22 protein-coding genes are annotated in these 22,691 nt (G+C 69.4%); 19 read left to right on the plus strand and 3 right to left on the minus strand.

The annotated features are described in order from the left end of the window. The first annotated feature begins 6 nt into the window (after window positions 1-6). The 8 genes from WS45_RS31165 (at window position 7) to WS45_RS31200 (ending at window position 7,013) form a co-directional block, all read left to right on the plus strand. Window positions 7-939, plus strand: a complete 933-nt coding sequence (locus tag WS45_RS31165; protein ID WP_059703283.1) for an MlaD family protein — start codon at window positions 7-9, stop codon at window positions 937-939. A gap of 62 nt (window positions 940-1,001) precedes the next feature. Next, on the plus strand, window positions 1,002-1,625 hold the full coding sequence (locus WS45_RS31170; protein WP_059691471.1) for an ABC-type transport auxiliary lipoprotein family protein: 624 nt from the start codon (window positions 1,002-1,004) through the stop codon (window positions 1,623-1,625). A gap of 19 nt (window positions 1,626-1,644) precedes the next feature. Further along, window positions 1,645-2,796: a VanZ family protein gene (locus tag WS45_RS31175; protein WP_059703284.1), complete on the plus strand. Its 1,152-nt coding sequence runs from the start codon at window positions 1,645-1,647 to the stop codon at window positions 2,794-2,796. Between the two features lie 158 nt (window positions 2,797-2,954). Continuing rightward, entirely contained in the window at window positions 2,955-3,272 is a 318-nt protein-coding gene (locus WS45_RS31180) for a (2Fe-2S) ferredoxin domain-containing protein (protein WP_011694422.1), read from the plus strand. A gap of 13 nt (window positions 3,273-3,285) precedes the next feature. Beyond that, complete coding sequence (locus tag WS45_RS31185; protein ID WP_059691419.1) at window positions 3,286-3,930, plus strand: alpha/beta hydrolase; 645 nt, start codon at window positions 3,286-3,288, stop codon at window positions 3,928-3,930. Between the two features lie 483 nt (window positions 3,931-4,413). Beyond that, window positions 4,414-5,730 (plus strand): D-alanyl-D-alanine carboxypeptidase family protein, encoded by a 1,317-nt coding sequence (locus WS45_RS31190; protein ID WP_059703286.1) that lies wholly within the window; start codon window positions 4,414-4,416, stop codon window positions 5,728-5,730. Window positions 5,731-5,778: 48 nt separating this feature from the next. Beyond that, a complete protein-coding gene (locus WS45_RS31195) occupies window positions 5,779-6,705 on the plus strand; it encodes a D-amino acid aminotransferase (protein ID WP_059524008.1) in 927 nt (308 codons plus the stop codon). After that, complete coding sequence (locus WS45_RS31200; protein WP_059524041.1) at window positions 6,705-7,013, plus strand: HP0495 family protein; 309 nt, start codon at window positions 6,705-6,707, stop codon at window positions 7,011-7,013. Before WS45_RS31195 ends, WS45_RS31200 begins: the two co-directional genes overlap by 1 nt. Here the strand turns inward: WS45_RS31200 and WS45_RS31205 are convergent. Continuing rightward, window positions 6,997-7,986 (minus strand): transcriptional regulator GcvA, encoded by a 990-nt coding sequence (locus WS45_RS31205; protein WP_059691421.1) that lies wholly within the window; start codon window positions 7,984-7,986, stop codon window positions 6,997-6,999. The two genes, WS45_RS31200 and WS45_RS31205, sit on opposite strands and share 17 nt — an antisense overlap. A 102-nt stretch (window positions 7,987-8,088) precedes the next feature. Here WS45_RS31205 and WS45_RS31210 point away from each other — a divergent pair, with 102 nt between their 5' ends. From WS45_RS31210 to WS45_RS31235, 6 genes are all read left to right on the plus strand, one after another. Further along, the gene (locus WS45_RS31210) at window positions 8,089-8,415 is read left to right on the plus strand and encodes a DUF2917 domain-containing protein (RefSeq protein WP_059524043.1); all 327 of its coding nucleotides are present in this window, start codon (window positions 8,089-8,091) and stop codon (window positions 8,413-8,415) included. An 83-nt stretch (window positions 8,416-8,498) separates the two neighbouring features. Beyond that, the gene (gene lipB / locus WS45_RS31215; RefSeq protein ID WP_057928547.1) at window positions 8,499-9,254 is read left to right on the plus strand and encodes a lipoyl(octanoyl) transferase LipB; all 756 of its coding nucleotides are present in this window, start codon (window positions 8,499-8,501) and stop codon (window positions 9,252-9,254) included. Continuing rightward, window positions 9,247-10,239, plus strand: a complete 993-nt coding sequence (gene lipA / locus WS45_RS31220; protein WP_057928546.1) for a lipoyl synthase — start codon at window positions 9,247-9,249, stop codon at window positions 10,237-10,239. Before lipB ends, lipA begins: the two co-directional genes overlap by 8 nt. A gap of 257 nt (window positions 10,240-10,496) precedes the next feature. Next, entirely contained in the window at window positions 10,497-11,513 is a 1,017-nt protein-coding gene (gene tauA, locus WS45_RS31225; protein WP_059524012.1) for a taurine ABC transporter substrate-binding protein, read from the plus strand. 48 nt (window positions 11,514-11,561) lie between these two features. Further along, window positions 11,562-12,359 (plus strand): taurine ABC transporter ATP-binding protein, encoded by a 798-nt coding sequence (locus tag WS45_RS31230; RefSeq protein ID WP_059524014.1) that lies wholly within the window; start codon window positions 11,562-11,564, stop codon window positions 12,357-12,359. Beyond that, window positions 12,359-13,312 (plus strand): ABC transporter permease subunit, encoded by a 954-nt coding sequence (locus WS45_RS31235; protein WP_059703289.1) that lies wholly within the window; start codon window positions 12,359-12,361, stop codon window positions 13,310-13,312. The genes WS45_RS31230 and WS45_RS31235 overlap by 1 nt, the downstream gene beginning before the upstream one ends. 43 nt (window positions 13,313-13,355) lie before the next feature. Here the strand turns inward: WS45_RS31235 and ggt are convergent, their stop codons facing one another. Continuing rightward, a complete protein-coding gene (ggt, locus tag WS45_RS31240; protein ID WP_059703291.1) occupies window positions 13,356-15,239 on the minus strand; it encodes a gamma-glutamyltransferase in 1,884 nt (627 codons plus the stop codon). Window positions 15,240-15,308: 69 nt separating this feature from the next. After that, on the minus strand, window positions 15,309-16,271 hold the full coding sequence (locus tag WS45_RS31245; RefSeq protein WP_059703293.1) for a LysR family transcriptional regulator: 963 nt from the start codon (window positions 16,269-16,271) through the stop codon (window positions 15,309-15,311). A 250-nt stretch (window positions 16,272-16,521) separates the two neighbouring features. On the opposite strand from WS45_RS31245, the gene WS45_RS31250 reads away from it, so the two are divergent. From WS45_RS31250 to WS45_RS31270, 5 genes are all read left to right on the plus strand, one after another. Beyond that, complete coding sequence (locus tag WS45_RS31250) at window positions 16,522-18,657, plus strand: 3-hydroxyacyl-CoA dehydrogenase NAD-binding domain-containing protein (protein ID WP_059703368.1); 2,136 nt, start codon at window positions 16,522-16,524, stop codon at window positions 18,655-18,657. Between the two features lie 28 nt (window positions 18,658-18,685). Continuing rightward, on the plus strand, window positions 18,686-19,882 hold the full coding sequence (locus tag WS45_RS31255) for an acyl-CoA dehydrogenase family protein (protein ID WP_059703295.1): 1,197 nt from the start codon (window positions 18,686-18,688) through the stop codon (window positions 19,880-19,882). A 14-nt stretch (window positions 19,883-19,896) separates the two neighbouring features. Further along, window positions 19,897-21,042 (plus strand): acyl-CoA dehydrogenase family protein, encoded by a 1,146-nt coding sequence (locus tag WS45_RS31260; RefSeq protein WP_059703297.1) that lies wholly within the window; start codon window positions 19,897-19,899, stop codon window positions 21,040-21,042. Between the two features lie 30 nt (window positions 21,043-21,072). Next, entirely contained in the window at window positions 21,073-22,278 is a 1,206-nt protein-coding gene (locus WS45_RS31265; protein WP_059703370.1) for a CaiB/BaiF CoA transferase family protein, read from the plus strand. A gap of 103 nt (window positions 22,279-22,381) precedes the next feature. After that, entirely contained in the window at window positions 22,382-22,687 is a 306-nt protein-coding gene (locus tag WS45_RS31270) for a DUF485 domain-containing protein (RefSeq protein WP_059524028.1), read from the plus strand. The last annotated feature ends 4 nt before the right edge of the window (window positions 22,688-22,691 follow it).

The raw sequence follows: 22,691 nt of genomic DNA on the forward strand, positions 1-22,691 counted from the left end.
CCGCGAATGGAAAACAAATCACATGCGTTCTGGGCCGGCCTGTTCACGATCGCGCTGACGCTGGCGATCGCGGGCACCGTGTTCTGGTTCAACGTCGATCGCACCGTGCGCGTGCCGTACGACCTGCTCGCGCGCACCAACGTGACGGGCCTGTTCCCCGATGCGGCCGTGCGCTTTCGCGGCCTCGACGTCGGCAAGGTGCAGTCGATCGGCTTCGACCGCTCGCATCCGGGCCAGATCCGGATCCGGATCCTCGTCGACCATGACGCGCCGATCACGCAGTCGACCTACGGCAGCCTCGGCTTCCAGGGCGTGACGGGCATCGCGTTCGTGCAGCTCGAGGACACGGGCCGCGACCTGGCGCCGCTGCCGTCGTCGCCGAAGGCGATCGCGCAGATCCCGATGCGGCCGAGCCTGTTCGACCAGATCCAGGAGCGCGGCGACGTGTTGCTGCGGCAGCTCGAACTGGCGGCGAAAAGCGCGAACGCGCTGATGTCGCCGGAGATGCGCGAGCAGCTGCGCGCGACGGCCGAAAGCCTGCAGCACGCGGCGGACGGCGCGACGACGCTGTCGAAGCAGCTCGCGCCGGCGGTGGCCGCGCTGCCGGAAACGATGCACCAGGTCGATCGCGCGATGGCGTCGGCGAACACGCTGCTGCAGCCGAACGGGCCGCTCGTGGCGAACCTGAACAAGGCCGGCTCGGCTGCCGAGCAGGTCGGCGTCGCGCTGAACGACCTGAACGCGCGGGTCCAGTACGACACGCTGCCGCGGTTCAACGTGCTGGCCGGCAGCGTCGGCGATGCGTCGCGGCAGTTGAAGGACGTCGCCGATGAACTCGGCCGCAACCCGAGCAGTCTGTTGTTCGGTTCGCCCGGCTCCGCGCCCGGCCCCGGCGAGGCGGGCTTCGTCTGGCCGGGGGCAGGGGCCGCCGGGAAATGAAGCAGATCGCCAGCCCGGGCCACGACGTCATCGAAACCGGAAACATCATGCAGGAACATGCCATGCCACGAATCCTTGATCGCGCGCTGCGTCCCGCCGCGACCGCGCTCGCGATGCTGACGCTCGTGTTCGCCGCCGGCTGCGCCGGCAACGGCGCGGCGCTGTCGAACGTCCGCTACGACCTCGGGCCGGCCGCCTCGGCCGTCACGGCCGGCACGGGCCCCGCGCTGAAGGTGCTCGACGTCGCCGCGCCCGACGCGCTCGACACGGACAAGTTCGTCTACCGCCTCGCGTATGCGGATGCGCAGCGCACGGCCGTCTATCGCGACAGCCGCTGGACCGCGCCGCCCGCGCAACTGCTCACGCAGCGGCTGCGCGGCGCGCTGTCGTCGCGCGGCGCGGTGCTCGAAGGCTCCGACGGCGTGCGCGCGCCGACGCTGAAGGTCGACCTGAACGAATTCGAGCAGGTGTTCGACGGGCAGTCGCAGAGCCACGGCGCGGTCACCGCGCGCGCGACGCTGATGCAGGACGGCAAGGTGCTCGGCCAGCGCACGTTCGTCGCGCGCGCGCCGTCGAGCACGCCCGACGCGGCCGGCGGCGCGCGCGCGCTCGCGGCCGCGAGCGACGAGCTCGTGTCGCAGATCGCGGCGTGGGTCGGCGTGCAGGCGTACGCGGGCAACCCGTGACGCAGCGCGCGCAGCCGCGATGAGCGCGCCGGGCACGTCGCGCGCGTCGTCGCTGGCGCGGCAGGCGTTCGCCGCGTATGCGGCGCTCATCGTCTATGCATCGCTGTATCCGTTCGACGGCTGGGTATCGCTCGGCATCGGGCCGTTCGACTACCTGTTCGCGCCGATGCAGCGTTATGTGACCGCGTTCGACGTGGTCACCAACGTGCTCGGCTACATGCCGTTCGGCGCACTCGGCGTGCTCGCGCTGCATCCGCGCTGGCGCGGGGTGGCCGCGACGCTGATCGTGGGCGGCCTCGGCGTACTGCTGTCGGGATCGATGGAGGCGCTGCAGACCTACCTGCCGACGCGCGTCGCGTCGAATCTCGACCTCGCGGCCAACGCGCTCGGCGCGCTGCTCGGCGCGGCGCTCGCGGCACCGGCCACCGGCGCGCTGCTCGACCGCGGCGCATTGCGCCGGCTGCGCTTCGCGTGGTTCGAGGCCGACGGCGCGACGCCGCTGCTGCTTGCCGCGCTGTGGCCGTTCGCGATCCTGTTTCCGTCGCCGTTCCTGTTCGGCATCGGCGACTGGCCGGCCGCGCTGTGGGAGCGCGCCGACGGCTCGATGCAGGACGCGCTGCTCGCATGGCTGCCGGCCGCGTGGCGCGTGAGCGAATGGCCCGAGCGCGTCGACGGCTGGCTGTCCGATTCCGCGTGGGAAGCCGCGCTCGGCGGGTTGATGCTGTTCGCCGCGCTGGCGATCGCGTCGCTCGCGATGCGCGCCCGCGCGCCGCGCGTGCGGCTCCTGATCGCGTTCGTCGCCGCGACGCTCGCGCTGAAGGCGGCCGCGACTTTCATGCAGTCGAGCACCGGCCTCGTCGTCGTGTGGGCGACGCCCGGCGCGCGGCTCGGCATCGAGCTCGGCTTCGCGGCGGCGCTGCTCGCATTGCGCGTGCCGGCCGCGTGGCGCGCGCTGTTCGCGGCGCTCGCGCTGCTGGCCGGTGTGGCGCTCGTCAACCTGCTGCCCGTCAACCCGTTCTTCGACTTCACGCTGTCCGGCTGGCGGCAGGGCCGCTACGTGCACTTCAACAGCATCGCACGCTGGCTCGCATGGATCTGGCCCTACGCGGCGCTGATCTGGCTCGGCCAGCGGGTCGAGCACGCGTGGCTGCCGGCCGCGCGGCGGCGCTGACGCGGCGGGCGCGGCAACGGGGCGGCGCGGCCGCGCCTCGTCGGTCGCGGGCAGCCGCGCGCGCCGATCGCTATAATCGTCCGCACATCCGTTGCCGCGCGCAACGGCAATCGCCCCTTCTTTCCGCCCGGCGCCGCGCCGGGCCGCACGTCATCATCATGGATTCCTACTACCAGCACCACGTCTTCTTCTGCCTGAACCAGCGCGAACCGGGCGCCGAGCGTCCGAGCTGCGCGCAATGCGACGCGCAGACCATGCAGGAGTACGCAAAAAAGCGCGTGAAGGAACTCGGCCTCGCGGGGCCGGGCAAGGTGCGCATCAACAAGGCCGGTTGCCTCGACCGCTGCGAGGAAGGGCCCGTGATGGTCGTGTATCCGGAAGGCACGTGGTACACGTACGTCGACCAGGCCGACATCGACGAGATCGTCGAATCGCACCTGCGCGACGGCAAGGTCGTCGACCGCCTGAAGATCTGAGCGGGCCGGCCGAATGAACGTTCATACGCAGAAGTCGCTGATCCCCGGCCCGGTCGGGCAGATCGAAATCGCGGTCGACCTGCCCGACGCCGTGCGCGAAGGCGGCGCCGCGCCGCGCGGCATCGCGCTCGTCGCGCACCCGCATCCGCTGTTCGGCGGCACGATGGACAACAAGGTCGCGCAAACGCTCGCGCGCACGCTGGTCCAGCTCGACTACGTGGTGTACCGGTCGAATTTCCGCGGCGTCGGCGCGACCGAGGGTGTGCACGACAACGGCGTCGGCGAGGCCGACGACCTGCTCGCCGTGCTCGCGCACATGCGCGCACAGCCCGCCTATGCGGACCTGCCGCTCGTGCTCGCGGGCTTCTCGTTCGGCACCTTCGTGCTGTCGCACGTCGCGAAGCGGTTGCGCGACGCGGGCGAGACGATCGAGCGGATGGTGTTCGTCGGCACGGCCGCGAGCCGCTGGCAGGTCGCCGACGTGCCGGAGAACACGCTCGTGATCCACGGCGAAACCGACGACACGGTGCCGATCGGTTCGGTCTACGACTGGGCGCGGCCGCAGGAACTGCCGGTCGTCGTGATCCCCGGTGCCGAGCATTTCCTGCATCGCAAGCTGCACGTGCTGAAGCGCATCATCGTCGACGCGTGGCGTTGATCCGCTGAACCCAGCGTGCGGCGCCGCTGCCGCACGACCGCGATGTCGCCGCGCGCGACATCGCGCCGCATCGTGTCCCGACGCGATCGCAGATGCCCGCTCCAGCGCGGCGCAACCCGGCTTGCACGGCGCCTGCGCACGCCTTTCGCGCGGCTTCGAGCACGATTCTCCGCAGCGAAGCCGCGCTATCCTCCCGAAGCCTGTGTGTGGCCGCATGAGCCCTGGTTCGCGAAAACGCCGTTCGCGGCCACGTATAATGGCCGCATTTCGCGTCGCCCGCGGCCCGGCCGGGCCCATGCGGCGCTCGTTTCGCCGCCTGTCCGCCCGCTCGCGACGGCCGCGAACCGAACGCGTCCGCACGAGTCCAACCGGCGCGTTTCGCGCCGTCCGACGCAGTCGGACGAACGCCGGAACGCTCGCCGCCTTGCCGTTCAACCCCTGCGCGTTTCGCGCCGCACTTTCTGCCACCAGCCTGAATCGATCATGCGTCTGTCTCCCCAAGGCCTCAAGTCCCTCGCTTCTTCCATCGCCTTCGGCACCGCCGCGCGCAACGTCGCGCTGGGCGTGATGCTGCCCGTCGCACTCGCGTCGACGATCGTCGTCGCCGAGGCGAAGCCGGCCGCCAAGGCCAAGGCCGCGCATGCCGCGCCGGCCGCCGCCACCGAGCAGTTCACCGGCGCGCCCGCGACCTTCATGCCGGGCGCGGTGCCGCCGCCGGGCGTGAACGCGCGCTCGTGGGTGCTCGTCGATGCGACGAGCAACACCGTGCTCGCATCGGGCAACGCGGACGAACGCGTCGAACCCGCGTCGCTGACGAAGCTGATGACGGCCTACCTGGTGTTCGAAGCACTCGACAAGAAGAAGATCTCGATGGAGCAGATCGTCACGCCGAGCGTTGCGGTGCGCCGTGTCGGCACCGACGAGTCGCGCATGTTCATCGAGGCGAACAAGCCGGTGTCGGTGCACGACCTCGTGTACGGGATGATCATCCAGTCGGGCAACGACGCCGCGATCGCGCTGGCCGAACTGGTCGGCGGCAGCGAAGGGCAGTTCGTCACGCTGATGAACGACGAGGCGGCGCGCCTCGGCATGAAGGGCACGCACTTCGCCGACGTGAACGGCATGCCCGACCCGAACCACTACACGACGGCCGGCGACCTCGCGAAGCTGTCCGCGCACCTGATCCGCGATTTTCCGCAGTACTACAGCATCTTCTCGGAGAAGGAATTCAAGTACAACAACATCCGCCAGGGCAACCGCAACCGCCTGCTGTGGCTGGATCCGACGGTCGACGGCCTGAAGACGGGCCATACGCAAGCGGCCGGCTATTGCCTGATCGCGTCGGCCAAGCGCGCGATCCCGGGTGTCGACAGCCAGCGCCGTCTCGTGTCGGTGATGATGGGCGAGCAGAAGGAAAGCGAGCGCACGCAGGACAGCATGAAGATGCTGAACTACGGCTATAGCGCGTTCGACGCGGTGCGCCTGTTCAAGGGCGGCCAGGCGATGTCGACGCCGCGCATCTACAAGGGCAAGGAAAACACCGTGCAGGTCGGCGTGAAGGGCGACCAGTGGGTGACCGTGCCGCGCGGCCTGGGCGACAAGGTCAAGCCGGAAGTCGAGGTCAACGCGCCGCTGATCGCGCCGCTCGCGGAAGGCCAGCAGGTCGGTACCGTGAAGATCGTCGCCGACGGCAAGACGCTGTCGGAGTTCCCGGTCGTCGCGCTGCAGGCGGTGCCGGAAGCGGGTATCTTCGGTCGTATCTGGGACTCGATCCTGCTGATGTTCAGCAAGAAGAAGTAAGCGCGACGGGCCTTTGTTTTCACGACTTCATCCCCAACTGGTATAGCCATGAGCCAAGCCGAATTCGAACCGATCGTCTACCTCAGCGTTTCGTCGCAGGAGGAGCTGGTGCCGCTGTCGCAAGCCCGGGTCCCGGTGCTCGACCGCGGGTTCATCTTCGGCGATGGCGTGTATGAAGTCGTCCCCGTTTATGCGCACGACGGCGCGCACGTGCCGTTCCGGATCGAACAGCATCTGGAACGGCTCGCGCGCAGCCTGAAGAAGATCGGCATCGACGATCCGCATGACGCGGCCGGCTGGCGCGCGCTGATCGAGCGCGTGGTCGCCGCGAACGCGGAAGGCCTCGGCGACGGCAATGCGCTCGTCTACCTGCAGGTGACGCGCGGCGTCGCGAAGCGCGGGCATGCGTTCCCGGCGAACGCGGTGCCGACGGTGTTCGCGATGACGAGCCCGCTGCGCCTGCCGTCGGACGAGGAGCGCGCGCGGGGCGTGCGCTGCGTGACGGCCGAGGATCGTCGCTGGCTGCATTGCGACATCAAGTCGATTTCGCTGCTCGGCAACGTGCTGATGGCGCAGCATGCGGCCGAACGCGATGCGTTCGAGACGATTCAGCTGCGCGACGACAACGTGACCGAAGGTTCGTCGTCGAACGTGTGGATCGTGAAGAACGGCGAGCTGATGGCGCCGCCGCGCAGCAACAGGATCCTCGAAGGGATCCGCTACGCGCTGGTCGAGCAGCTGGCCGAGGAATGCGGCATTCGGTTCGTAGCGCGCGAAATCAGCGAGGTCGAGCTGCGCTCGGCGGACGAGATCATGATCACGTCGGCCACGAAAGAGATTTTGCCCGTCACGTCGCTCGACGATCTGCCCGTGCAGGGCGGCAAGCCGGGCCCCGTGTTCGCGGCGTTGTACGACGCGTACCAGCGTGCGAAGGCACGCGAGTTTGAACAGTTTGACCTAACCCGGAGAAAATGATGAGCGAACCGACCAAAACCATCGAGGTCACCGGCGCGATCGATACCCGGAAGGAGTCGCTGCTGGAGTTTCCGTGCGATTTCCCGATCAAGATCATGGGCAAGGCGCACCCGGAATTCAAGGACACGATCTTCAAGGTCGTGGCCGTCCACGACAACGAGATCGACGTCGAGAAGATCGAGGAGCGTGCATCGAGCGGCGGCAACTACACCGGCCTCACGATCACCGTGCGCGCGACGAGCCAGGAACAGCTCGACACGATCTACCGTGCACTGACCGGCCATCCGATGGTCAAGGTCGTGCTCTGAGCGCCGTTTTCCATCCGCCTTGCTGCGCGCACTCGGCGGGTGTCTTCCCCGCCGCGCGCCGCGCGTCCAGCTCGTCGCACAGCAGCTTGTATTCGGCGACTTCCTGAAGCAGCCACGCCCTGAACGCCTGCACGCGCGGCGTGTTCAGGAGCGGCGGCGGACACACGAAAAAATAGTGCCACGGGCTCTGCCCGTCGATGTCGAACAGGCGCACGAGGCGCCCGTCCAGCAGGTCGTGCACCGCGAGCGAGCGGCGCACCAGCGCAATGCCCTGGCCGTCGATCGCGGCCAGCAGCAGGTTCGACGAATCCTGGTACAGAATCCCCCGTTTCGGCTCGGTCAGCGTATCGAGCCCGGCCGCGTCGAACCACGGCCGCCACAGCTCGTCGTCCGAGCGCAGCAGGTTGTAGTGCACGAGATCGGCGGGCGTCCGCGGCAGGTTGCCGCCGTTCAGCGTCGGCGAGCACGCCGGAAAGAACACCTCCTCGAACAGCGGCTCGACGTGCAGCCCCGGATAGGTGCCGGAGCCGAAGCGGATCGCGAGGTCGACGTCGTCGCGCGCGAAATCGGTGAGCGAGTTGGTCGACTGCAGCTCGACGTCGATTTCCGGATGCCGCTCGATGAACGTGCCGATGCGCGGCGTGATGAAGCGCGCGGCGAACGACGACAGCATCGACACCACCAGCCGTCGCCCGCGGTCGCTTGCGCGCACCTCGCGCGTCGCGTCGGCGATCACCATCAGCGCGGTGCGGACCTGCTGCGCGTAGCGCATGCCGGCGTCGGTCAGGCACAGCCGCTTGCCGTTGCGCGTGAACAGCTGCACGCCGAGCTCCTCCTCGAGCGCGCGAACCTGGTGGCTGACCGCGCCGTGCGTGACGTACAGCTCGTCGGCGGCGCGGGAGAAATTCTCGTGGCGGGCGGCGGCTTCGAACGCGCGAATCGCGTTCAGCGCAGGCAGCTGGCGGAGGTCCATTTGCTAATTTTCCTCACATCGACGTGAAAATTGGTCGTTTTGTCGGACGCCTTGAAGTGACTACGATTGTAGCCATCGAAGCATTTATTGGCGGAGACGATCATGCAAGAAATTTCTTCAAGCATCACGTTCGAAATTCCCGCGGGCGAAACCGTGCCGATGAAGGTGCAGCGCAGCACCCGTCTGACGGTGCAGTGCGGGCCGGTGTGGGCGACGCGCAGCAACGACGTCGAAGACTACTTCCTGGTCGACGGCGAGACGCTCCGGCTGCGCCGCGGCGAGCGGCTGTGGCTCAGCGCGGAAGGCCGGCAGGGCGCGCATGTGGCGTTCTCGGTGTCGCGGCCGGCCGGGGAGATCGCGCGCGGCGCGCTCGCACGGCTGCGCGATCGTGTGAATGCGCTGCTCCACGACGGCTGGCGCACCGTCTGACGGGCCTTTCCTCCGACGGATACGCGCGATCCGTCCCCTTCCATAGCCGGCGAGACGCATGGGTTTTCGGTAAACTACCGCCCATGTCCGTCTCGCCGGTTGCCATCGTGTCCACGCCTGTCGCTGTTTCCGAATCGCCCGCCGGGTCTCCGGTTCAGCCCGTCGCGCCGGTCACCGTGCGCTGGCGGGGCAGCGAGGCCTACGAGACGAGCTTCGACGCGATGCGCGCGTTCACCGACACGCGCACGGCCGACACCGGCGACGAAATCTGGGTCGTCGAGCATCCGCCCGTCTACACGCTCGGCCAGGCCGGCGACCCGGCCCACCTGCTGGTGGCCGACAGCGGCGTGCCGCTCGTGAAGGTCGACCGCGGCGGACAAATCACCTACCACGGCCCCGGCCAGATCGTCGTCTACCTGCTGCTGGACCTGCGCCGGCGCAAGCTGATGGTGCGCACGCTCGTGACGAAGATCGAGGAAGCCGTGATCGAAACCCTCGCGGCGTATAATCTCGCTTCGGTCCGCAAGGCGGGCGCGCCGGGAATCTACGTGGCATCCGGCGTGCACGAAGGCGCGAAGATCGCGGCCCTCGGCCTGAAGATCCGCAACGGCTGCAGCTATCACGGGCTGAGCCTGAACGTGAAGATGGATCTGCGCCCGTTTCTCGCGATCAACCCGTGCGGCTATGCCGGACTGGAAACCGTCGACATGGCGAGCCTCGAGGTTGCCGCCGACTGGAACGACGTCGCCCACACGCTGGTGGGGCGTCTGATCGCCAACCTCGACGGCGAATCCGCGGCCGCCGACAAGCCGCAGGCACTGGAACATTCGAATGACTGACGTTACCGCTTCCCCCGCACCGGCCGATTCGGCCGCGACCCCTGCCTACGATCCGACCGCCAAGCAGAAGGCGCAGGCGAAGACGGCGCGCATCCCGATCAAGGTCATTCCGATCGAGAAGCTGAAGAAGCCGGAATGGATCCGCGTGAAGGCGGCCACCGGCAGTTCGCGCTTCAACGAGATCAAGACGATCCTGCGCGAGCACAACCTGCATACCGTGTGCGAGGAAGCGAGCTGCCCGAACATCGGCGAATGCTTCGGCAAGGGCACCGCGACGTTCATGATCATGGGCGACAAGTGCACGCGCCGCTGCCCGTTCTGCGACGTCGGCCACGGCCGTCCCGATCCGCTCGACGCGGACGAACCGAAGAACCTGGCCCGCACGATCGCCGCGCTGAAGCTCAAGTACGTGGTGATCACGAGCGTCGACCGCGACGACCTGCGCGACGGCGGCGCCGCTCACTTCGTCGAGTGCATCCGCGAAGTGCGCGAGCAGTCGCCGGAAACGCGCATCGAGATCCTGACGCCGGACTTCCGCGGCCGTCTCGACCGCGCGATCTCGATCCTCAACGCGGCACCGCCCGACGTGATGAACCACAACCTCGAAACGGTGCCGCGCCTGTACAAGGAAGCGCGCCCGGGTTCGGACTACGCGCACTCGCTGAAGCTGCTGAAGGACTTCAAGGCGCAGCATCCGGACGTCGCGACGAAGTCGGGCCTGATGGTCGGCCTCGGCGAGACCGAAGAGGAAATCCTGCAGGTGATGCGCGACCTGCGCGCACACGACGTCGACATGCTGACGATCGGCCAGTACCTGCAGCCGTCCGAGCACCACCTGCCGGTGCGTGCGTACGTGCATCCGGACACGTTCAAGATGTACGAGGAAGAGGCGTACAAGATGGGCTTCACGCACGCGGCCGTCGGCGCGATGGTGCGGTCGAGCTATCACGCCGATCTCCAGGCGCACGGGGCCGGGGTGGTCTGAGCGCCGCGTTCGCGCAACAGCCTCACATCTCATGCAGTTGAAGAAGCCCGCAGCGATGCGGGCTTTTTCGTTGGTGCGGCCGCCGCCCGCGCGTTCGCACGACAATCGCCATCCGACCGGACGCGTGTTCCGATCGAACGTGGAAAGCAAAGCTGAAACGGCATCGATAGCTTCGCAGGATAAGTTCGCTCCCGCCGCGCGCAAAGCTCGTAAAGTCGGCTCTCCCGCAGCAATGTCCGCATTCGAAGGAGAGCCGCATGTCCCGTTTCAGCTTCGTCCGCCGCGCCGTCGTCGCGCTGACCGCCTTTGCCGCGCTGGGCGCGGCGCACGCCGAATCGCGCGAAGTCGTGATCGCGTACCAGGACATGGTCGTGCCGTGGCGCTATGCGCAGGCGAGCGGTGAAGTCGAAAAGGCGACCGGCTACAAGGTCACGTTCCGCAAGCTCGACAGCGGCGCCGACGTGATCCGCGCGCTCGCGTCGGGCTCCGTGCAGCTCGGCGAGGCCGGGTCGAGTCCGATCGCGGCCGGCCTGTCGCAGGGGCTCGACATCTCGCTGTTTTGGGTGCTCGACAACATCAACGACGCCGAGGCGCTCGTCGCGCGCAACGGCTCGGGCGTGACCAGCGTCGCCGCGCTGAAGGGCAGGAAGATCGGCGTGCCGTTCGTGTCGACGTCGCATTTCCATACGCTCGTCGCGCTGCAGGCCGCCGGCGTGAATCCGAACGACGTGAAGATCGTCAACCTGCGTCCGCCCGAGGTCGCGGCCGCGTGGACGCGCGGCGACATCGACGCGACCTACATCTGGGATCCGGTGCTCGCGAAGGTCAAGCAGTCGGGCACCGTGCTGACGACGTCGGGCCAGGTCGCGAAGCAAAGCGGCAAGGCGACCTTCGACGGCTTCGTCGTGAGCCGCAAGTTCGCGCGCGAGAACCCCGAGTTCGTCGCGCGCTTCGTGAAGGTGCTTGCGTCCGCCGATGCCGACTACCGCGCGCATGCGGCCGCGTGGAAGGCCGGTTCGCCGCAGGTCGCGGCGGTCGCGAAGGTGTCGGGCGCGGACGTGCAGGACGTGCCCGCGAGCCTCGCGCTCTACGCGTTCCCGACGCCGGCCGAGCAGGCGTCGCCGACGTGGCTCGGCGGCGGTGCGCAGTCCGGCGCCGCGAAGTCGCTCGCGGCCACCGCCGCGTTCCTGAAATCGCAGGGCACGATCCAGACGGTGCTCGCCGACTACTCGGTCGGCGTCGATCCGCAGTTCGTGCAGAAGGCCGCGCGCTGAACGCGGCGCGTCAGGCGACTCAGGCCACTCATCGCGGAGCCCTCGATCATGAGCACGCTGGAAGTCCGTCAGGTATCGGTCGCCTATCCGGGCGAACGCGGTCGGCCGACGACGCAGGCGCTCGCGCGCGTCGACCTGCGCATCGATTCCGGTGAATTCGTCGTCGCGCTCGGCGCGTCCGGGTGCGGGAAGACGACGCTGCTGAACTGCATGGCCGGCTTCGTCGCGCCGACGACGGGCGACGTGCGCGTCGACGGCGTGCCGGTCGCGGGCCCGGGCGCCGATCGCGGCGTCGTGTTCCAGAAATATGCGTTGCTGCCTTGGCTCGACGTGCTCGAGAACGTCGCGCTCGGGCTGCGCTTCGCACGCGTGTCGAAGGCGGAGCGCGAAGCGCGGGCGACGGAGATGCTCGCGCTCGTCGGCCTCGAGCGCCATGCGCATGCGCGCGTGTACGAGCTCTCGGGCGGGATGCAGCAGCGCGTCGGCATCGCGCGTGCGCTCGCGAGCGATCCGCGCGTGCTGCTGATGGACGAGCCGATGGGCGCGCTCGATGCGATGACGCGCGGCACGATGCAGGCGCTCGTCCTCGACGTATGGGCGCGCACGGGCAAGACGGTGTTCTTCATCACGCACGACGTCGAGGAGGCGCTGTTCCTCGCGACGCGTCTCGTCGTGATGACGCCCGGCCCCGGCCGCATCGCGGAAACCTTCGAGCTGCCGTTCGCGCGGCGCTACGTCGAATCGCGCGATGCGCGCGCGGTGAAGTCGTCGCCGGAATTCATCGCATGGCGCGAGCGGCTGATCGCGTATCTGCATCGCGACGAGGCGGTCGCGGAGGTCACGTGATGCACGAATTCGCGCGGCAGGGCGCGTCCGTCGGGCGCGGCCGGATCAGTACTTTGCACAGGCAGGACGACATGAGCACGCAGGATTCCTGGATGGCCGATCGAGCGGCCGGGAGGGTCGAGCAGGACGAGCGCACGACGCGGCGCAAGGCGGCGCGGCCGTCGCGCCGCTACCGCTTGCCGGGCCAGGGCAAAACCGCGGGGCTCAGCGCGGCGACGGTCGCGGCGCTGGCCGTGCTGTGGTGGAGCGCGACGCATTGGCAGTGGTTGCCGCCGCTGTTCCTGCCCGCGCCGGAAGCGGTGTGGGCGGCATTCGTCGATGCGTGGCACGGCCGCATCCAGGGCGGCCTGCCGCTGTCCGAGCATCTGCTGTGGAGTGCCGCGCGCGTGTTCGGCGCATTCCTGCTCGCCACCGCGATCGGCGTGCCGGCCGGCGTCCTGATGGGCGTGAGCCGTGTCGCGCGCGGCGTGCTCGATCCGCTGCTGGAGTTCTACCGGCCGCTGCCGCCGCTGGCGTACCTGCCGCTCGTCGTGATCTGGTTCGGCATCGACGAGACGGCGAAGCTGGTCGTGATCTTCCTCGCGTGCTTCGCGCCGATCGCAATGGCCGCCCGCGCGGGCGTGCGCGCGGCGACGGTCGAGCAGATCAACGCCGCCTATTCGCTCGGCGGCAGCTTCGCGCAGATCGTGCGCCACGTCGTGCTGCCGGCCGCGCTGCCGGAAATCCTCACCGGCCTGCGGATCGCGATCGGGTTCGGCTGGACGACGCTCGTCGCGGCCGAGATGGTCGCCGCGACGGCCGGGCTCGGGCAGATGGTGCTCAATGCGTCGAGCTTCCTGCGCACCGATATCGTCGTGATGGGCATCCTGATCATCGGCGCGATCGCGTGGCTGTTCGATCTCGCGATGCGATGGGTCGAGCGGCGGATCGTGCCGTGGAAAGGGCGCGGATGACACGCAGCAGGCGGCGCATTCACGCCGCCTCTGCCGGCCGCTTTCAATCCCCCATCGCGATCCCTTCACGCCGCGGGTCGGCCCCGCCGAACCACACCGTCTGCCCCTGCACGTTCAGCCGCTGGATCCCCTGCAGTCCGGAATTCATCTCGACGACTTGCACGTCGTGCCCGCGTCCCTTCAGGCCGTCGACGAGCGCGTCCGACACGCGGCCGCGCTCGAGCTGCGTCGGCCCGTTCATCGACCCGACGTTCGGCAGCGCGATTGCCTGCTGCATCGTCATCCCCCAGTCCAGCACGCCGATCAGCGTCTTCGCGACATGGTTGATGATCGCGGGGCCGCCGGCCGAGCCGACGATCATCGTCACCTGCTTCGTCTTCTTGTCGAACACGAGTTCCGGCGACATCGACGAGCGCGGCCGCTTGCCCGGCTGCACGCGGTTCGCGACGGGGCGGCCGTTCTCGCTCGCCACGAACGAGAAATCGGTGAGCTGGTTGTTCAGCATGAAGCCGCGCACCATCAGCCGCGAACCGAACGCGTCCTCGACGCTGGTCGTCATCGACAGCGCCTGGCCGTAGCGGTCGACGATCGCGATGTCGGACGTCGACGGCAATTCGGGGCTGCGGTCGTCGGCCAGCGCGAGCGTCGCGCCCTGCGGCGTGCCGGCCTGCGCGACGCCCATGCTCGTGTCGCCGATCAGGCGCGCGCGCTGCGCGAGATAGGTCCTGTCGGCGAGGCTCGCCCAGCTGCCGCCCGGCAGCGGCGCGAAATCGGGATCGGCGACGTAGCGCGCGCGGTCCGCATACGCGAGGCGCCCGGCCTCGCTGAACAGGTGCGCGGCGAACGGTGTCGGCTCGTAGCCGAGCTCGGTCCGCACCGGCTTCTGCGCGCCGATCTGCTGCCAGTCGGGCATCGCCTCGAGGATGCCGAGCATCTGCGCGACCGCGAGGCCGCCCGACGACGGCGGCGGCATCCCGCACACCACCGAGCGCCGGTAGTCGGTGCACAGCGGCGCACGCACCTTCGCCTTGTAGCGCGCGAGATCCTGCAGCGTCAGCAGGCCCGGGTTGGTCGGGTGCTTGCGCACCTTCGCGACGATGTCGCGCGCGATCGCGCCGGTGTAGAACGCATTCGCGCCGCGGTCGGCGACCTGGCGCAGGACGGTCGCGAGCGCGGGGTTCTTCAGCACCGTGCCGGCCGCCTTCGGCGTGCCGTCCTTGTTGTAGAAGTACGCGCGCGCGGCCGGGTCGTTCATCAGGTACTTGTCGTTCGCGATCAGCATCGCCAGGCGCGGGCTGATCGTGAAGCCGTGCTCGGCGAGCCGGATCGCGGGCTGGAACAGCCGGCGCCACGGCAGCTTGCCGTGCGCGCGGTGCGCGGCGTCGAGCATGCGCAGCACGCCCGGCGTGCCGACCGAACGGCCGCCGACGACACCTTCGTAGAAACCCATCGGCTGGCCGGTCGGACCGTAGAACAGCCGGTCGGTCGCGGCGGCCGGCGCGGTTTCGCGGCCGTCGTATGCCTGCGTCGTCTTGCCGTCGGAATACAGCATGAACGCACCGCCGCCGAGCCCCGACGATTGCGGCTCGACGAGCGCGAGCACCATCTGCGTCGCGATCGCCGCGTCGATCGCGGTGCCGCCGGCCTTCAGCATGTCGTAGCCGGCCTGCGTCGCGAGCGGGTTCGCGGCCGCGATCATGAAGTGCTGCGAGGTCCAGCCCGGCTTGTCGGTCCAGCCGGACGAGCGTTCGGGCGCGTGGACGCCGGGCAGCGGCACCGCGGCGCCCGACGCGGCGGCGACCGGGACGACGGCGCCCGACGGCGCGGACGGGGACGTGCAGCCGGCGCTGAACGTGGCGAGCGCGACGAGCGCGAGCGCGGCGACGGGCGTCCAGGGACGCGAATACGGACGAATCCGGTCGAACATTGAACCCTCGGCAACGGTGAATTCGAAGGCGGCGGCGTATCGCGGCACGCGCTCCGCACGGGCGGCGCGCTATTGTCGCCGCGCGGCCGGCGGGTTGTCACCCGACAGGAAACCCTGACGCATCCCGTCGGGCCCGCCCCGGCCGGTCTTCCCGGCCTGTTCGAGGATGAACTCTATGAACGTCGCGGTCGCGCGCGTGTGGTGCCGGTTCGGCATGTAGAGCATGTACATGTGCGTGCCGAAGATGCTGAGCCGGTACGCGTCGAGCGAGGTGACGACCGTGCCGCGCCGCATGTCGTCCTGCATCACGTAGTCGGGCACGATGCCGACGCCGATCCCGGCGAGGATCGCCTGGCGCAGGAACAGGAAGTTCTCCGAAATCAGCGTGGGTTCGAGCAGCACCTCGTGGCGCTCGTCGCCGAGATACGCGGCGATCCGCAACTGCCGCCCCAGCACCGTCGCGGTGACGACCGGCGCGGCGGCCAGCGCGTCGAGGCTTGCGGGCATCCCGTGCGCGGCCGCGAACGCGGGCGACGCGCACGCGACGTAGCGCACCGCGCCCATGTCGCGCGCGACGAGGTTCTGCGGCGGCTCGGACATCACGCGGATCGCGATGTCGACTTCGTCACGCATCAGGTCCTCCACGCGATTCTCGAACACCACGTCGAGCACGATGCCCGGATGCAGCCGCTTGAACGCGAGCAGCCACTCGGACATCACCATCTGCCCGTAGCCGCTCGGCACCGACAGCCGCACGCGGCCCTGAAGGTCCTGGCCGAGCGTCGTCACCGATTCCTGCGCGGCGAGCAGTTCGTTGCGGATGCGCCGGCCGTGCTCGTACAGCTTCAGCCCGATCTCGGTCGGCTCGATGCGGCGCGTCGTGCGGCGCACGAGTTGCTGGCCGATCGAGCGTTCGAGCTGGTTCAGCCGGTAGCTGACGTTCGCGCGGCTCATCTTGAGCCGCTGCGCGGCCTTGCTCAGGTTGCCCGCATCGAGGATCTCGACGAGCAGCGTCAGCGCGTTCAGGTCCATGCCTTGTGTCTCCCGATCCGGCCCGCTTAAGGGCCGGAAACGGTCCGAAAGCATTCAATGTCAAGTCAGACTTGACAGCTTGTAAAGGCGCGCGGGAATTGTCAATGAATCTCGATCAATCGAGAATCGAGTCATGCCCGGCAACCACGCCGGATCGTTTCCCGCCGCGCGGCACCAGGCTCGGGAGCCGGCACCGCTCGCCGGCCCGACGACCGGTTTCGCCCGCGCGGCGCACCGCACTGGAGACACGATGAATTCACCCGCTTCCCCCGAACCTTCCGGCGCCGGCACCGTCACGCGCGAACGGCGCGACAAGGTGCTCGTCGTCACGATCGACCATCCGCCCGTCAACGCGCTGTCGGCCGACGTGCGGCGCGGTCTCGCCGACGCGCTTGACGCCGCGCAGGCCGACGACGCGATTCGCGCGGTGCTGATCGTCGGCGCCGGCCGCAACTTCATCGCGGGCGCCGACATCCGCGAGTTCGGCAAGCCGCCGGTGCCGCCGTCGCTGCCGGACGTATGCGAGCGGATCGAGTCGAGCGCGAAGCCGGTCGTGGTCGCGCTGCACGGCGCGACGCTCGGCGGCGGCCTCGAGGTCGCGCTCGCCGCGCATTACCGGCTCGCGGTGCCCGGCGCGAAGCTCGGCCTGCCCGAAGTCACGCTCGGCCTGCTGCCCGGCGCGGGCGGCACGCAGCGCACGCCGCGCCTGATCGGCGCGAAGGCCGCGCTCGACCTGATGCTGACGGGGCGTCACGCCAGCGCCGACGAAGCGCTCGCGCTCGGCCTCGTCGATCGCGTCGCGCACAGCGACGACACGCTCGCCGAAGGTCTCGCCTATGCGCAGGAACTCGTGTCGCTCGGCGCGCCGGCGCGGCGCACGCGCGATGCGCAGGGGCTCGCCGATCGCGCGGCCGCGCAGGCCGCGATCGACGCGGCGCGCGCCGAGCTGCCGAAGCAGTCGCGCGGCCTGTTCTCGCCGGCGAAGATCGTCGATGCGGTCGAGGCCGCGCTCACGCAGTCGTTCGACGCGGGGATGAAGCTCGAACGCAGCCTGTTCCTGCAATGCATCGACAGCCCGCAGCGCGCGGGCCTCGTGCACGCGTTCTTCGCGGAGCGCGAGGCCGCGAAGGCGCCCGAGGCGCGGCGCGCGAGCGCGCGTCCGGTCGAGCGGATCGGCGTGGTCGGCGGCGGCACGATGGGCGCGGGCATCGCGGTCGCGGCGCTCGACGCCGGACTGCCCGTGACGATGATCGAACGCGACGAAGCGTCGCTCGCGCGCGGCCGCGCGCATGTCGAGAAGGTGTACGACGGCCTCGTCGCGAAGGGGCGGATGACGCCGGCCGCGCACGCGGCGCGGCTCGCGCGCTTCAAGGGCAGCACGTCGTACGACGCGCTCGCGCAGGCCGACGTGGTGATCGAGGCCGTGTTCGAGGACATGGGCGTGAAGAAGGCGGTGTTCGCCGAACTCGCGCGCGTGTGCAAGCCGGGCGCGGTGCTCGCGACCAACACGTCGTATCTCGACATCGACGAGCTGGCCGCCAGCATCGACCGTTCGGCCGACGTGATCGGCCTGCATTTCTTCTCGCCGGCCAACGTGATGAAGCTGCTCGAGATCGTCGTGCCGGCGCGCGTGAGCGCGGACGTCGTCGCGACCGCGTTCGCGCTGGCCAGGCAGCTGAAGAAGACGCCGGTGCGCGCCGGCGTGTGCGACGGCTTCATCGGCAACCGGATCCTCGCGGTCTATCGCACCGCCGCGGATTACCTGATGGAAGACGGCGCATCGCCTTACCAGATCGACCGCGCGGTGCGCGAATTCGGTTTTCCGATGGGACCGTTCCAGGTCGTCGATCTGGCGGGCGGCGACATCGGCTGGGCGACCCGCAAGCGCCGCGCGGCGACGCGCGACCCGCGCGCCCGCTACGTGGAAATTTCCGACCGGCTGTGCGAGCGCGGCTGGTTCGGGCAGAAGACCGCGCGCGGCTACTACCTGTATCCGGACGGCGCGCGCGTCGGCACGCCGGACCCGGAAGTCGAGGCGATCGTCGCCGACGAGCGCGCGAAGAAGGGCATCGCGCCGCGCACGTTCACCGACGACGAGATCATGCGCCGCTACCTCGCCGCGATGATCAACGAAGGCGCGAACGTCGTGCACGAGAAGATCGCGCTGCGCCCGCTCGACGTCGACGCGGTGTTCCTGTACGGCTACGGCTTCCCGCGCTATCGCGGCGGCCCGATGCACTACGCGGACACGGTCGGCCTCGCGAACGTGCTCGCCGACATCCGCGCGTTCGCGAAGGAGGATCCGCTGTTCTGGAAGCCTTCGCCGCTGATCGTCGAGCTGGTCGAGCGCGGCGCGGATTTCGCGAGCCTGAACCATATCGACTGAACGCCCACGCATTCGCAACGGACTCACGATGGACCTCAATTTCACCCCCGAAGAGGAAGCGTTCCGCACCGAAGTGCAGCGCTTTCTCGCCGCCGAACTGCCCGCGCGCACCGCGCGCAAGGTGAAGAGCGGCCTGCACCTGACGCGCGACGACATGCGCGAATGGCACGCAATCCTGAATGCCCGCGGCTGGCTCGCGAGCCACTGGCCGCGCGAGTATGGCGGCCCCGGCTGGAGCGTCGCGCAGAAATTCCTGTTCGACAACGAATGCGCGCTCGCCGGCGCGCCGCGCATCGTCCCGTTCGGCGTCAACATGCTCGGGCCCGTGCTGATCAAGTACGGCGACGAAGCGCAGAAGCGCCACTGGCTGCCGCGCATTCTCGACGGCACCGACTGGTGGTGCCAGGGCTATTCGGAGCCGGGCGCCGGTTCCGATCTCGCGTCGGTGAAGACGAGCGCGGTGCGCGACGGCAATCACTACGTCGTGAACGGCCAGAAGACGTGGACCACGCTCGGCCACTACGCGAACATGATCTTCTGCCTCGTGCGCACCGCGACCGACGTGCGCAAGCAGGAGGGCATCAGCTTCCTGCTGATCGACATGACCACGCCGGGTGTCGAAGTGCGCCCGATCATCACGCTCGACGGCGAGCACGAGGTGAACGAAGTGTTCTTCACCGACGTGCGCGTGCCCGTGGAGAACCTGGTCGGCGAAGAGAACCGCGGCTGGACCTACGCGAAATACCTGCTCACGTACGAGCGCACCAACATCGCCGGAATCGGCTTCTCGACGGCCGCGCTCGACCGGCTGCGCGCGGTCGCCGCGAAGGTGACGAAGAATGGCCGGCCGCTCGCGGACGATCCGTTCTTCGCGGCGCGCGTCGCCCGCGTCGAGATCGAGCTCGAGAACATGCGCACGACCAACCTGCGCGTGCTGGCCGCGGTCGCGGGCGGCGGCGTGCCGGGCGCGGAAAGCTCGATGCTGAAGATTCGCGGCACCCAGATCCGCCAGGAGATCACCGCGCTGATGCGCCGCGCGATGGGGCCGTACGCGCAGCCGTTCGTCGAGGAGGCGCTCGACGCCGATCACGACGGCGAGCCGGTCGGCCCGGACGGGGCCGCGAGCGCCGCGCAGCAGTACTTCAACAACCGCAAGCTGTCGATCTTCGGCGGCTCGAACGAGATCCAGAAGAACATCATCGCGAAGATGATGCTCGGGCTGTAACGAGGGACGCGACGATGGATTTCCAGCACACAGAAGACCGCCGGATGCTGGCGGACACGTTGAACCGCTTCATCGCCGAACAGTATGCGTTCCCGGTGCGCGACCGCATCGCGCAGTCGACCGACGGATTCGATCGCGCGATGTGGCGGCGCTTCGCCGAACTCGGCGCGGTCGGCGCGCTGTTTCCCGAAGCCGACGGCGGCTTCGGCGGCGCGGGGTTCGATATCGCCGTGGTGTTCGAATGCCTCGGGCGCGGGCTCGTCGTCGAGCCGTTCCTCGGCGCGCTGCTCGCGGGCCGCGCGCTGTCGCTCGCCGGCGGCGACGCGCATCGCGAACGGCTTGCCGCGCTGATCGACGGCAGCGCGAGCGCCGCGTTCGCGCACGACGAGCCGGGCTCGCACTACGAACTGACGACCGTGCGCACGCGCGCCGAGCGCGACGGCGACGGCTGGGTGCTGACGGGCGCGAAGGGCGTCGTCGACCAGGCCGCGCAGGCGGCATTCTTCGTCGTCAGCGCGCGCGTGTCCGGTCATGACGACGACGCGGCCGGCATCGGCCTGTTCGTCGTGCCGGCCGACGCGCCGGGCGTGTCGCTGCGCGACTACAGGAAGATCGACGGCGGCCGCGCGGCCGAAGTGCGTTTCGAGCGCGTCGTGTTGCCGGCCGATGCCGCGCTCGGCGCGCCGGATGCCCGGGACGGCGATGCCGGCGCCGCGCTGCTCGAACACGTGCTCGGCTACGGGCTGCTCGCGCTGTCGGCGGAGGCGCTCGGCGCGATGGACGTCGCGAAGGAAGCCACGCTCGAATACCTGCGCACGCGCAAGCAGTTCGGGCTGCCGATCGGCAGCTTCCAGGCGCTGCAGCACCGGATGGCCGACCTGCTGCTCGAAGTCGAGCAGGCGCGCTCGGCGGTGATCAACGCGGCCGCGCAACTCGATGCGCCGCGCGCGGTGCGCGAGCGCGCGCTCGCGGCGGCGAAATACAGCATCGGCCGGATCGGCACGCTCGTCGCCGAGGAAAGCATCCAGCTGCACGGCGGGATCGGGATGACGTGGGAGCTGCCGCTGTCGCATTACGCGAAGCGGCTCGTGATGATCGATCACCAGCTCGGCGACGAGGATCATCATCTCGCGCGCTACATCGCGCTGTCGAAACAATAAAGGCATGCGACGCGAATGGAGGAGGCAAGGATGACGAACGACCCGCGCGCATTGCCGCTGGCCGGCGTGAAGGTGCTCGATTTCTCGCGCGTGCTCGCGGGCCCGTGGAGCGCGATGGTGCTCGCCGATTTCGGCGCGGACGTGATCAAGGTCGAGCATCCGGTGCGCGGCGACGACACGCGCGACTGGGGGCTGCGGATCGGCGAGACCGAGACCACGTATTTCAACAGCGTGAACCGCAGCAAGCGGTCGATCTGCGTCGACCTGCAGACGGAGGACGGGCGACGCATCGCGCGCGAGCTGGCCGCGCAGGCCGACGTGCTGATCCACAACTTCAAGTTCGGCGGTGCGGAGAAACTCGGCCTCGGCTACGACGCGCTGGCCGAACTGAATCCGCGGCTCGTGCATTGCGCGATTTCCGGCTATGACCGCTCGGGCCCGGAGGCCGCGCGGCCCGGCTACGACCTCGTCGTGCAGGGCGAGGCGGGGCTGATGGCGCTGAACGGCGAGGCCGGCCAGCCGCCGCTGAAATTCGGCGTCGCGGCGGTCGACCTGTTCACCGGCATGTATTCGGCGCAGGCGATCCTCGCCGCGCTGTACGAGCGTCACGCGACGGGGCGCGGACGGCGCATCGAGATGGCGCTGTTCGACTGCGGGCTGATGATCACCGCGTACTACGGGCTCGACGCGCTGCTGATGGGCGAGGATCCGCCGCGCTACGGCAACGCGCATCCGTCGATCGTGCCGTACGGCGTGTTCGATGCGGCCGACGGCCCGCTCGTGATCACGGTCGGCAACAACACGCAGTTCGCGCGTTTCTGCGATGCGATCGAGCGGCCCGATCTCGCCGCAGACGACCGCTACAGGACCAACCTCGGCCGCTCGGAAAACCGCGCCGCGCTGCTGCCGGAGATTCGCGGCGAACTCGCGCGGCGGCCGCGCGCGATGTTGCTCGCGGCACTCGCCGATGCGGGCATTCCGTGCGGCGAGGTGCTCGGGCTGCACGACGCGCTGACGTCGGAGCGCGCGACCCGCGCGGGGCTCGTCACGCGGCAGCCGCATCCGGTCGCGGGCGGCGTCGACGTGCTCGCGCCGCCGTATCGCTTCGACGGCGCGCGCCTGCCGGTGCGCGGCGCGCCGCCGGTGCTCGGCGCCGATACGGACGACGTGCTCGGTCGCTGGCTCGGGCTGTCGCCGGACGACCTGGCGCGGCTGCGTGCGGATCGGGTCGTGTAACGCGTTTCATGTATTGCCGCCGTGGCGCGGGCGGAGCAGTCGACGCGCGCCGACCATCCATAAGACACGCCTCGCGAAACGACGAGGGGACATCGGAGACACCATGGAGCATTCCGTCATCGAATCGGTCACGGCGCGCCGTGACTACCAGCAGCTCGTGCGTGCGCGACGCCGCTTCAGCTTCACGCTGACGGCGCTGATGATCGCCACCTACTACGGCTTCATCCTGCTCGTCGCGCTCGCGCCGCGCGTGCTGGCCGCGCCGCTGTACCGCGGCGCGACGACCACGGTCGGGATCGTCGCGGGCGTCGCGATCATCCTGGTCGCGATCGGCCTGACCGCGTGCTACGTGCTGCGCGCGAACCGTGCGTTCGACCGCCGCGTCGACGCGATCCTGCAACGTTCGTGACGGA

Source organism: Burkholderia sp. RF2-non_BP3 (assembly GCF_001522185.1).
Classification (GTDB): domain Bacteria; phylum Pseudomonadota; class Gammaproteobacteria; order Burkholderiales; family Burkholderiaceae; genus Burkholderia; species Burkholderia diffusa.